This is a genomic window from Nonomuraea fuscirosea, from assembly GCF_003001935.1.
Lineage (GTDB): Bacteria > Actinomycetota > Actinomycetes > Streptosporangiales > Streptosporangiaceae > Nonomuraea > Nonomuraea fuscirosea.
This window is the reverse complement of the sequence record NZ_PVNG01000030.1, coordinates 71,412-83,049: the sequence shown is the minus strand read 5'-3', so window position 1 is coordinate 83,049 and position 11,638 is coordinate 71,412. Positions and strand designations below refer to the sequence as shown.

The 11,638-nt window shown below is 72.0% G+C and carries 12 protein-coding genes; 9 read left to right on the top strand and 3 right to left on the bottom strand.

Going from position 1 to position 11,638, the window contains the following annotated elements; all coding sequences use genetic code 11:
* The 9 genes from sufU to B0I32_RS48785 all read left to right on the top strand — a co-directional run bounded on the left by sufU (position 1) and on the right by B0I32_RS48785 (position 7,999).
* Positions 1-441, top strand: a complete 441-nt coding sequence (gene sufU / locus B0I32_RS48825) for a Fe-S cluster assembly sulfur transfer protein SufU (protein WP_106251460.1) — start codon at positions 1-3, stop codon at positions 439-441.
* Complete coding sequence (locus B0I32_RS48820; protein ID WP_106251458.1) at positions 438-797, top strand: metal-sulfur cluster assembly factor; 360 nt, start codon at positions 438-440, stop codon at positions 795-797. Before sufU ends, B0I32_RS48820 begins: the two co-directional genes overlap by 4 nt.
* A gap of 305 nt (positions 798-1,102) precedes the next feature.
* Complete coding sequence (locus B0I32_RS48815; protein WP_106251576.1) at positions 1,103-2,983, top strand: DEAD/DEAH box helicase; 1,881 nt, start codon at positions 1,103-1,105, stop codon at positions 2,981-2,983.
* 253 nt (positions 2,984-3,236) lie between these two features.
* Entirely contained in the window at positions 3,237-3,500 is a 264-nt protein-coding gene (locus tag B0I32_RS48810; RefSeq protein ID WP_020547470.1) for a phosphoribosyl-ATP diphosphatase, read from the top strand.
* 58 nt (positions 3,501-3,558) lie between these two features.
* Positions 3,559-4,404: an ATP phosphoribosyltransferase gene (gene hisG, locus B0I32_RS48805; RefSeq protein ID WP_106251456.1), complete on the top strand. Its 846-nt coding sequence runs from the start codon at positions 3,559-3,561 to the stop codon at positions 4,402-4,404.
* Between the two features lie 98 nt (positions 4,405-4,502).
* Positions 4,503-5,402, top strand: a complete 900-nt coding sequence (locus B0I32_RS48800; RefSeq protein WP_106251454.1) for an ABC transporter ATP-binding protein — start codon at positions 4,503-4,505, stop codon at positions 5,400-5,402.
* The gene (locus tag B0I32_RS48795; protein ID WP_106251452.1) at positions 5,399-6,133 is read left to right on the top strand and encodes an ABC transporter permease; all 735 of its coding nucleotides are present in this window, start codon (positions 5,399-5,401) and stop codon (positions 6,131-6,133) included. The genes B0I32_RS48800 and B0I32_RS48795 overlap by 4 nt, the downstream gene beginning before the upstream one ends.
* Complete coding sequence (locus B0I32_RS48790; RefSeq protein ID WP_106251450.1) at positions 6,130-7,356, top strand: sensor histidine kinase; 1,227 nt, start codon at positions 6,130-6,132, stop codon at positions 7,354-7,356. Before B0I32_RS48795 ends, B0I32_RS48790 begins: the two co-directional genes overlap by 4 nt.
* A 37-nt stretch (positions 7,357-7,393) precedes the next feature.
* A complete protein-coding gene (locus B0I32_RS48785) occupies positions 7,394-7,999 on the top strand; it encodes a response regulator transcription factor (RefSeq protein ID WP_106251574.1) in 606 nt (201 codons plus the stop codon).
* Between the two features lie 152 nt (positions 8,000-8,151).
* Here B0I32_RS48785 and B0I32_RS48780 read toward each other — a convergent pair whose 3' ends face one another.
* The 3 genes from B0I32_RS48780 to B0I32_RS48770 all read right to left on the bottom strand — a co-directional run bounded on the left by B0I32_RS48780 (position 8,152) and on the right by B0I32_RS48770 (position 11,335).
* Positions 8,152-8,907, bottom strand: a complete 756-nt coding sequence (locus B0I32_RS48780; RefSeq protein WP_106251449.1) for an endonuclease/exonuclease/phosphatase family protein — start codon at positions 8,905-8,907, stop codon at positions 8,152-8,154.
* Positions 8,904-10,190 (bottom strand): aminotransferase class V-fold PLP-dependent enzyme, encoded by a 1,287-nt coding sequence (locus B0I32_RS48775; RefSeq protein ID WP_106251447.1) that lies wholly within the window; start codon positions 10,188-10,190, stop codon positions 8,904-8,906. The genes B0I32_RS48780 and B0I32_RS48775 overlap by 4 nt, the downstream gene beginning before the upstream one ends.
* Positions 10,191-10,267: 77 nt before the next feature.
* Entirely contained in the window at positions 10,268-11,335 is a 1,068-nt protein-coding gene (locus B0I32_RS48770) for an EAL domain-containing protein (protein ID WP_245956630.1), read from the bottom strand.
* Positions 11,336-11,638: the final 303 nt, after the last annotated feature.

The window sequence follows — 11,638 nt, the reverse complement described above, 5'->3', positions numbered from 1 at the left end:
ATGATCGGCGAGTCGATGTACCAGGAGCTGATCCTGGAGCACTACAAGCACCCGCAGGGGCGCGGGCTTCGTGAGCCGTACGACGCCGAGGTTCACCACGTGAACCCGACGTGCGGCGACGAGATCACGCTCAGGGTCAAGGTGGGCGACGCGGGCAAGGTTCTGGACGTCTCCTACGAAGGTCAGGGCTGCTCGATCAGCCAGGCCGCCGCGTCGGTGCTGCACGAGCTGGCCACCGGCGCCACGGTCGCCGAGACGCTCTCCGTGGTCGACGAGTTCACCCGGCTCATGCAGGGCCGGGGGAAGGTCGAGGCCGACGAGGAGGTCCTCGGCGACGCGGTCGCGTTCGCGGGCGTGGCCAAGTTCCCGGCGCGTGTTAAATGTGCGTTGCTTTCGTGGATGGCGTACAAGGACGCTGTTGTGAGGAGTGCTGCCGAATGAGCAAGCCTGTGGAGACCCCGACCGGCTACGACGGTGACGCGACCGCCGAAGAGGTCATGGAGGCGCTCAAGGACGTCGTCGACCCCGAGCTCGGCATCAACGTCGTCGACCTGGGCCTGATCTACGGGCTCAACCTCGACCCGTCCGACGGCGGGCAGCCCGTGGCCACCATCGACATGACGCTGACCAGCGCGGCCTGCCCGCTGACCGACGTCATCGAGGACCAGGCCCACTCGGCGCTCGACGGCATGGTCTCGGATGTGAAGATCAACTGGGTCTGGCTGCCGCCGTGGGGCCCTGACAAGATCACCGACGAGGGGCGCGAGCAACTGCGTATGCTAGGCTTCAACGTCTGATCTTTTCCGCTGTCACGGCTGGCGTAAATCGTCAGCCGTTTCAGCGTGCCATAGCGGGTTCCGGAAAGTCCGTGCCCCTGGCCGGGGAATATCCGATAATATCCCCGGCGTTGGAAAACAGGAACACCTGACGTCTCATCGCGCGTCACGCATCGCCTGCGGCCGGTGCCGGGTGTGCCCCCTCATTTTCATCCCGCCCTCATGGCGGGCGCCCTGAACGTGTGCGGCCAGGAGCCGCACGTCCCGGCTCGTCCTTTCGCAGAAGTGACGCGCCACTTCGACGGAAAGGCACGAATTTCGTGACCATGCTTGACGCTGTCATGCCCACGATCGGCGAAACCTCCCCTGAGACGAACGCCGAGACCAACGCTGGGCCGGGCCCGTCCGAGTTCGAGCTGCTGGGCCTGCCCAAGCCGCTCCTCAACGGACTGGCCAAGCTGGGCTTCGACAGCCCGTTCCCCATTCAGAGCGCGACGATCCCCGACGTGCTCGCCGGCCACGACGTCCTCGGGCGCGGCCAGACCGGCTCGGGCAAGACCCTCGCCTTCGGCCTGCCCACCATGGCGCGCATCGCCGGTGTGCGGCCCGCCCCCGGGCGTCCGCACGCGATGATCCTCGTGCCCACCCGCGAGCTCGCCCTCCAGGTGCACGACGCTCTCGAGCCCCTCGGGCGCGGCCTCGGGCTGCGTATGAAGGTCATCGTCGGCGGCATGTCCATGGGCAAGCAGATCGAGGCGCTGCGCCGCGGCGTCGACATCGTGATCGCCACCCCCGGCCGCCTGGGCGACCTCATCCGCCAGGGTGAGTGCTCGCTCGGCGACGTCGAGGTCAGCGTCCTCGACGAGGCCGACCACATGTGCGACCTCGGCTTCTTCCCCGTCGTCACCGACCTGCTCGCGCAGACCCCGGCCGACGGCCAGCGGCTGCTGTTCTCGGCCACGCTCGACGGCGACGTCGACAAGCTGGTGCAGCGCTTCCTCAAGGACCCGATCACCCACTCCGTGGCCCCGGCGACCTCGCCGGTCGACACCATGGAGCACCACGTGATGCAGGTGTCGCGCGACGACAAGTTCGACGTCACGGCCGAGATCGCCAACCGCGAGGGCCGTACGATCATCTTCGTCCGCACCCAGCACGGCGTGGACCGGCTGTGCAAGCAACTGGCCAGGGTCGGCGTCAAGGCGGGCGGCCTGCACGGCGGCAAGCGCCAGAACCAGCGCACCCGCATCCTCGCCGAGTTCCGTGAGGGCTCCGTCAACGTGCTCGTCTGCACCGACGTCGCGGCCCGCGGCATCCACGTGGACAACATCAGCCTGGTGCTGCACGTGGACCCGCCGCAGGACCACAAGAGCTACCTGCACCGGGGCGGCCGCACGGCCCGCGCCGGCGAGAAGGGCACGGTCGTCACGCTGGTGCTGCCCAACGAGCGCCGTTCGACCGACGCCCTCACCCGCCGCGCCGGGATCCACCCGTTCCGGCTCAAGGCCACGCCCGGCCACCCTCGCCTCGCCGAGGTGACCGGGTCCCGCACGCCGAGCGGCGAGGCCGTTCCCGTGTGGGAGCCCGACGTCCGCAAGCCGCTGCGCCCGCGCCGCGAGGGCGGCTCGTCCGAGCGCAGGGGCAGGGGGCGGGGCCGCCGGGATTTCGACGGTGAGCGCCGCCCGCGCCGGCACGACGACGGCGAGCGCTCGTTCGGCCCCGGCTCCGGCGACGACCGCCGTCCGCGCCGGCACGAGGACGGCGACCGCCCGTTCGCGTCCGGTGACGACCGGCGTCCGCGCCGGCACGACGACGAGCGTCCCTTCACCTCCGGCGACGACCGGCGTCCGCGCCGGCACGGCGAGGGTGAGCGGCCGTTCGGGCGTACGCAGGAGCAGCGCCCGATCGGCGACGACCGCCGCCGTGACAGCCGGCCCGCTCGGGGCGGCTACCGCTCCGACGACCGCCCGTTCCGGCAGGACGACCGCGGGCAGCGCAGCGGCGGTGGCGGCTACCGGTCCGACGACCGGGGCGGCCGTTACGCCTCCGACCGTGGCCGGCCGTTCTCGGCCGACCGCGAGCGCGGGGTGCGCTCCGACGACCGCGCGCCGCGTGACGGCTACCGCTCCGGCGGTGGCGGCGGGCGTCCGGACGACCGTGGCAACGGTGGTTTCCGCCGTAACTCGGGGCGTCGCTTCGAGCGCTGACCGCGCCTGACACCGCGACATACCGCGACATTTCACGACACTGCCCGCTGTGCCTTTCTCAGGTGCGGCGGGCAGTGCCGTTTCCGGCCGGGTGCTCGCGTCGTCCCCCTGTCATCCCCACCGTCTCGCCCACCGTCTCGCACGTCGTCTCGCACCGTCGTCTTGTGGCGTCTCGCGTGGCGGACGCGGGGCGGCGTCACCCCATGACGCAGACTAGGCTTATCAGGCACGCAGCCGACCGACGAGAGAGATCATGAAGACCTTCGAAGAGCTGTTCGCCGAGCTGTCCGAGAAGGCCCGGACCCGGCCCGCGGGCTCGGGCACCGTGGCCGCGCTCGACGCCGGCGTCCATGCCATCGGCAAGAAGGTCGTCGAGGAGGCCGCCGAGAGCTGGATGGCGGCCGAGCACGAGTCAGACGACAGGGCCGCCGAGGAGATCTCGCAACTCCTCTACCACGTTCAGGTGCTCATGATCGCCAAGGGCATCGGCCTCGACCAGGTCTACAAGCATCTCTAGGGCGCCCAGGCGCCCGGCACCCGGGAGATGACGGAAGCGAGACACGTAAGGACCTGACATGCTGCGTCTGGCAGTACCCAACAAGGGCGCGCTCAGCGAGGCCGCCCAGAGCATGCTGAAAGAGGCGGGCTACCGCTCGCGCCGCGACAGCAAGGAACTCGTCCTGGTCGACGAGGCCAACGGCTGCGAGCTGTTCTTCCTGCGCCCCCGCGACATCGCCGTCTACGTCGGCGAGGGCACCCTCGACGTGGGCATCACCGGCCGCGACATGCTGGTCGACTCCGGCGCCCCGGTCGAGGAGATCATGCCGCTCGGCTTCGGCGACTCCACGTTCCGGCTGGCCACCACGGCCGGCGCGATGACGTCGGTGGCCGACCTCAACGGCCGGAGCATCGCCACCTCCTACGCGGGACTGCTCGAGAAATACCTCTCCGACCAGGGCGTCGACGCCCGCGTCATCAAGCTCGACGGAGCCGTCGAGACCGCCATCCGGCTCGGCGTCGCCGACGCCGTGGCCGACGTGGTCGAGACCGGCACCACGCTGCGCAACGTCGGCCTGGAGGTCTTCGGCGAGCCGATCATGCGCTCGGAGGCGGTGCTGATCAGGCGGCAGGGCGTGCCCGACACCCAGGGCGTCGAGCAGCTCGTACGCCGCTTCCAGGGCGTCGTGCACGCCCGCGACTACGTGATGATGGACTACGACATCCGGGCCGAGCGCATCGAGGAGGCCATCGCGCTCACCCCCGGCATGGAGGGGCCCACCGTCTCGCCGCTGCACCGTGAGGGCTGGGTCGCGGTGCGGGCCATGGTCCGGCGCAAGGGCCACCAGCAGGTGATGGACAAGCTCTGGGACATCGGCGGGCGCGCCATCCTGGTCACCGACATCTACGCCTGCCGCCTCTGACAACGCTCCGGCGGGGCGGGTGATCTGACAAATGTCATGGTCAACGGCGGAGGGATCGCACTGATGCCGGCCGCCCGCCCCGCCATAGCGTTCGAGGTATGCGATCCACCTCCAACGCGGTCGAGTTCGATCACGTCAGCAAGCACTACGGGGCCGTGCTCGCCGTCGACGACCTCTCGCTCAGCATCGAGCCCGGCACGACGGTGGCCCTGCTGGGGCCCAACGGCGCCGGCAAGTCGACCTCCATCAACCTGCTGCTCGGTCTCCTGCTGCCCTCGTCGGGCGCGGTCCGCGTACACGGCGGCACTCCGGCCGAGGCGGTCAGGGCCGGCCAGATGGGGGCCATGCTGCAGAACGGCGCGCTCATCCCCGAGCTGACCGTCAAGGAGCTCATCGACCTCGTCCGCCGGCTCTACCCCGACCCGCTCGCCCTCGACGAGCTGCTCAGCCTCGCCGACCTGACCGAGCTGGCCGGGCGGCGGGCCGGCAGGCTGTCCGGCGGGCAGGCCCAGCGGGTCAGGTTCGCCCTGGCCGTCGCGGGCGCGCCCAGAATCCTGCTGCTCGACGAGCCCACCGCGGCCATGGACGTGGAGTCCAGGCTGCGGTTCTGGGCGAGCATGCACGACTACGCGGCCGGCGGCAGGACCGTGCTGTTCGCCACCCACCAGATGGAGGAGGCCGACGAGCACTCCGACCGGGTGATCGTCATCGCCAGGGGACGGCTGGCCGCCGACGGCACCGCCGCCCAGATCAAGGCCGACGCCGGCGGCCAGGCCGTCAGCTTCGTCCTCGGCGAGCAGCCCGCGGCCGGCCTGGACCGGCTGCCCGGCGTCACCGCCGTGGAGGTCGCCGGCGGCACGGCCACCCTGCACACCTCCGACCCCGACGCCACCCTCGACGGGCTGTATCGGGGCACCGCGCTCGACGTACGCGGCCTCACCCTCACCGGCGCCGACCTCGAAGCCGCCTTCCTCCAGCTCACCCGGGAGTCCCGATGATCCACTTCGCCAGGGCCGACATCGTGCGCATGCTGCGCAACCGGCGCTACCTCGTCTTCGTGGTCGCCTTCCCCGTCGCGCTGTACCTGATCAACGCCAACATCTACGGCGACGAGACCGCCGGCTCCGGGCTCGGCTACAACGTGATCCTCATGGTGTCGATGGCCGCCTACGGCGCGCTGGCCTCGTCCATGATGAGCTCGGCCGTGCCGCTGGCCACCGAGCGGCAGTCCGGCTGGCTGCGCCAGCTCCAGATCACCCCGCTGCCGTCCTGGGCCGTCATCGTGGCCAAGATCAGCACCGCGCTGGCGCTCGTCCTGCCCTCGCTGCTGCTGGTGAGCGTGGCGGCGGTGGTGCAGCAGGGCGTGTCGCTGCCGCCCGGCCGGTGGGTGGCGCTGCTGCCGGCCATGTGGCTGGGCACCGTGCCGTTCATCGCGCTGGGGCTCGCCCTCGGCTCGGCGCTGTCCGCCGACGCGGCCCAGCCGGCCTCGATGGTGTGCATGTTCGCCCTGGCCATCGCCGGAGGGCTGTGGTTCCCGCCGGAGATCTTCGGCGCCACGATGAAGACCGTCGCCGAGCTCACGCCCTCCTTCCACTACGCGAGCCTCGGGTGGAGCCTGGCCGGCGGGCACGGGGTGGACGCGATGGACGTGCTGGTCGTGGCCGGGTGGGCGGTCGTCCTGGGCGGGGCGGCGGCCTACCTCTACCGGCGCGCTACCGTACGAGGGTGAGCTTCGCCGACAGGATCACCTTCGGGCGGGCCGACGGGGGCGCCTCGCGCGGGAGGCGGCTGCTGGGCACGTCCGCCGGGATGGTCTACCTGGTCTTCCCGATCGCGGAGATCGTCACCGGCGCGCTCACCGGAGCGCGGGCCGTCTGGGCGGGGTTGCTGCTCGTCGCGTTCGTCGCGTCGTTCCTGGGCACGGTGCTCAGCTCCAGGAGCTTCCTGGAGCGCAGCCGCTGGACCTATCCGCTGCTCGCGCTCACCACCGTGCTCGGGATGACCGGCGCGCTCGTCTTCGCCGGCTCCTGGATGAGCCTGCCGGTCTACAGCGTCGTGCTGTACGGGTTCGCGCTGCCGGCCCTGTGGGCGCTCGGGGGCATGGCGCTGAGCCTGCTGACGATCCTGGCCGCGGGGTTCATCACCGGCAGCACGCCCGAGACCGTCATCGTCCTCGGCATGCAGGTAGTGACCCTCGGCGTGCTGTTCATCAGCGTCCGCAACACCAGAACGCTGACCGTCGAGCTGCATCGCGCCCAGGACGAGGTGGCCCGGCTGGCCGCCGCCGAGGAGCGGCTGCGCATCGCCCGCGACCTGCACGACCTGCTCGGGCACAGCCTGTCGCTGATCGTGCTCAAGAGCGAGCTGGCCGGGCGGCTGGCCGAACGGTCGCCGCGGGTGCTCCAGGAGATCGGGGACATCGAGTCGGTCGCCAGGAAGGCGCTGGTCGAGGTGCGCGAGGCGGTCACCGGCTACCGGCAGCGCAGCCTGGCCGAAGAGCTCGACAACGCGAGGACCGTGCTGGCGGCGGCCGGCGTACGCGCGGAGGTCCGCACCACGGGCCGGCTGCCCGGCACCGAAACCCGGGACACGAGCCTGGGCGTGGGCACGCCGGCCGAACCGCCCGCCGAACCGCCCGCCGAACCGCCCGCCGAACCGCCCGCCGAACCGCTCGACGGGCTGCTCGGCTGGATCGTGCGCGAGGGCACCACCAACGTCGTACGGCACGCGCGGGCCACCCGGTGCGAGATCAGGCTGACGTACGGGGGCACGCACGCCATGCTGGAGATCGTGGACGACGGGAAGGACGGCACCGGCCCCTACACGCCGGGGAGCGGCCTGAGCGGGCTGTCCGAGCGGGTGACGAGCGCGGGGGGCACGGTCATGGCCGGCCCCGAGCCGGCCGGTGGCCACGCGCTCCGCGTACGGATCCCGGCCGGGGCGGACGCGTGACGTGGGTACGGATTCCGGCCGTGACGAAGGCGGGCGCATGATCCGGGTGCTGCTGGCCGAGGATCAGGGCATGATCCGTGGTGCGCTGGCCTCGCTCCTGGGTCTGGAGCCCGACATCGAGGTCGCCGGCGAGGCCGCGGACGGTGACGAGGCGCTGGCCGTCGCGGTCAAGGTGCGGCCCGACGTCGCGCTGCTCGACATCGAGATGCCCGGCGCCGACGGGCTCACCGCCTGCGCGAAGATCACCGAACGGGTGCCGGCGTGCCGGGTGATGATCCTGACCACCTTCGGACGGCCCGGCTACCTGCGCACCGCCATGGAGGCCGGGGCGGTGGCGTTCCTGGTCAAGGACAGTCCGGCCAGGGAGCTGGCGGCGGCCATCCGGCGGGTGCACGCGGGGGAGCGGGTGATCGATCCCGGACTGGCCGCGGCCGCACTCAGCGCCGGGCCCAACCCGCTGTCGCCGCGCGAGCGCGACGTGCTGGCCGCGGCGGCCGACGGCTCGACGATCGTCGACATCGCGGCCCGGCTGCACCTGTCGGAGGGCACGGTCCGCAACTACCTGTCCGCGGCGATCCAGAAGACCCGGGCCCGCAACCGCATCGAGGCCGTCCAACGAGCCAGAACCCAGGGCTGGCTCTGACCTCCGCGACCGAATGGCGGCTGCGCGGCCGATGAGGGGTGGGGGTCGGTGGGGTTGGTGGGCGATGTGCATGGGTGGAGTGGCTGTGTGCTCGGGTCCGGGCCGTCGTCCACGACCTCGCAGCGCAGCGGATGCGGTGGTTGCGCGTCTGGTCAGTAGCGGAGTTCGGCCAGGACGGCGTAGTGGTCGGAGCCCGGGTACGGGCCGTTGCCCACGACCTCGCAGCGCACCGGATGTCCCGCGCCGCCGGCTCGCGGCCAGGCGCTGAGGACGTAGTCGAAGCGGCGTGGCGGATACAGGCCGGGCCGCGCCCATGGGTTGGCGTCGGACCAGGTGTGACCCGGGCCGCCGTCGCCGGCCACCTCCCACGCGTCGTAGAAGACCACGCCGGGGGTCGGCGGCACGGTGCGGCCGGTCAGCATCCTGATCTCGTCGCTGTCGGGCCCGGCGTTGAAGTCGCCGCAGACCAGCGCGGGACGCCGGCGTGAGGCGACCTCGCCGACGAACGCGGTCAGCGCCCGTACCTGCTCCTGCCGCGCCCCCGACTCGTCCAGCCGGTACGCGCCGATGATGACGCTGAAGACCTGTAACGGGCCGCGCGGGCCGGCCAGCTCGCAGAACAGCGCGCTGCCGGGGAGGTCACCGCCCGGCAGGCGGCCCTCCTCCCGCCGCGTGATCGGCCAGCGCGACAACACCGCACACGCGGCCCCCTCCGCGGTCACGTGTTCGTAGCCGAGTGTCTGGCCTGCCCACTCCTGCAGCGTGACCACGTCGGGGTCGTGTTCGCGCACCACCTTCTCGATCACCTTCGCCCGGCGCGCGTACGGGCCGGACTTGCCCCACACGTTCCAGGTCAGCACCCGGACGTGGGTGCCGATCAGCGGCCCGTACGGCTCGGCCTCGTTCATACCAGCTCCTCCACCGCCTTGATCGCCAGATCGACCTGCTCGGGCGTCGTCACGATGCTCGTGCCGAAACGCAGCAGCGAGTGGCTGTACGGGGTCACGCTGGTGAGCACCTTCTTCGCGCGCAGCCGTTCCACCGCCTGGAGCGGCTGCATGCCGGTGATCGCGCAGCAGACCAGCCCCGCCGACAGCTCCGGCGCCTGCGGCGTGGCCAGCGTGACGTGGGAGATCCCGGCCAGCCCGGCCTTCAGCCTGGTGGCCAGCTCCTGGGTGCGCTGCTGGACGCGGTCCTTGCCGATCCCCATCATGAACGCGAACGCCTGCGGCATCGCCCACCGGTGCTCGAACGCCTTGTAGCCGCCGGGCGTGACCAGATCCGCCGTGCTGGCCGTCGGCTCGCCGCCCAGTTGCCAGGCGTTGAACGCCGCCGCGCTGAAGCTGGGCACGATCGGGGCCACCGGCTCCCAGTCGCGGCCCCACACGATGCCCGTGCCGCGCGGCCCGAACAGCCACTTGTGCGTACCGCTGGCCAGGAAGTCACAGCCCAGATCCGCCACGCCGTCGGCCATGGCGCCGAACCCATGCACCCCGTCCACGCACAGCAGCACCCGGTCGTGCTCGTCGCGGCCCCGGTTCACCTCGGCCAGCATGTCGGCGACGGCCCGCACCGGCACGCGCACGCCCGTGCTCGAATGCACCCAGGTGATCGCCACCACACGGGTGCGCGGGCCCAGCCCTTCCTTGATCGCCGACACCATGCGGTCGGCCGAGGCACGGGCCGGGTCCTCGTACAGTTCGACCTTGCGGATCTTCGCGCCCGTGCGCGCGGCCATCAGGCGCAGGCCCTCGTGGGTGGCCAGGAAGTCGTGCTCGGTGGTCAGCACGTCCTGGCCGGGGCGCAGGCCGAGACCGGAGTAGAGCAGGCCGAGGCCCATCGTGGTGCTGTCGGTCAGCGCGATCCCGCCCGGTTCGGCGCCCAGGTAGCGGGCGGCGGCCTCGCGTACCGTCGTGTCGGGGAACTCGCCGCCGGGCGGGGTGTACTCGGGGTCGGCGTCCAGGGCGTCGCGGTGCGTCGCGATCGCCTGCCGGACCGGCGCCGGGGCGGGCGCCAGCACGAACGCGGCGAAGTGCGCGGCGGCCGGGTCGAGGGCGAACTGGGCTCTGACGGACGCCCAGTCGGCCGGGTCGAAGGCCGTGGCGGCCGGTCTCGGCTTGGGGGAGTCCGCCGTGCACGCCGCGACCCCGGACAACACTCCGGCGCCGAGCAGGGTCCGTCTGTTCAGCATGATTACTTCCTATCCCGGCCGCCCCGCCCTTGTCAGCCGCGGATCGCGGTCGCACGGCACGGGAGTGGTGGAGATCGTCAGGCGCGGATCGCGCTCACCTGTCTGATCAGGTCCGAGACGCGGACGATGCCGAGGCAGCGGTTCAGCTCGTCGGTGACCACCAGGTCGTCGTAGACGCGGGCCGCGTCCCGGCCGGCCGCCTGCATGGCCGCTATCGCCGGGGTGGTGCGCGGGACCGTACGCGGCGGGTCGGCCAGGCGCTGAGCGGGCTTCGAGCCGTGCAGGGCGTGGCCGTACCGGGCCGCGAACGACAGCAGGAACCGGCTGCGGTCCAGACTGCCCTTGGGCCGCTGGAACTCGTCCACCAGGATGACGCTGGTGATCGTCGGCTCGTGCCCGAAGGCCGCCACCGCCTCCTCCGCCTTCGCCTCAGCGGGCAGGGTCACGGCCGGCAGCAGCATCTCCTGCACGCGAGGGCCGAGCATGACGGTGGCGGGCGACTCGTCCGCGACCGGTAGCGGCACGCGTACCTTGCCGTCTGGGCCTGGCGCGAGCAGGGGGCCGTGCGCGAGCCGTACGCCCAGGCCGCGGAGCACCGCCACCTGTGCCTCGCGCCGCACGTCCGGCGCCAGCACGTGCGCGCCGACGTCGCGCGCCAGCGACGCCACCGCCCGCACCACCGCGGTCGCCCGGTGATCCGCCGGGACGCGCGCCACCACGTCGGGATCGAGGGCCAGCACGTACGGGGCCGTCTCCGCGACCAGGTCGAGCGCCGGGCCCGCTGAGCCCACGCCGGCGAGGCCGAGCAGGTAGCCGATCGTACGAAGGCCGTCGAGACCCACCTTGAGCAGCGGCCTGTCCTGCTCCTGGCACGTTCCGGTGAGCAGGAGGATGGCCTCGCGCGGATGCCGGCCCGCCCTTCTCAGCGCCTCGTGCAGGGGAGCCAGCGTGCCGGCGCCCGGCAGCACCGTGCGTACCGGCAGCTCGATGATCATGGGCAGGGGCGCCGCCCTGAGCGAGCCGGTGGGGTCCACGGTGGCGGGGTGCGCGATGACGGCACCGGTATCGAGGTCCACCAGGGGACTGGTGAGCAGGGAGGACACGTACAGATGGTGCTCCCGTCGCTCGCGTACCAGAAGGCTCACGAAACAGAATTAACCGACATTTCGGTTAGGGTTCCCGCTACGGCGGCCTGCCACCGGCCCCGGGACGGGTGATGGTCGGCGGTCGCCGGGCACGGCGTCTCGCGCGGGCGCGTGCGTACGAGCGTCCGTCATGGTCCGTGGCGCGTGCGACGCCCGTCGGGTCTCCTTGCGCGGGTAAGCGCGACGGTGTCCGTCACGGTCCATGGTGCGTGCGACGCGTGTCAGGTCTCTTTGTGCGGGTGAGTGCGACGGTGTCCGTCACGGTCTTGTGGCGCGGGTGCGTGTGACGAGCGCCGGTCACGA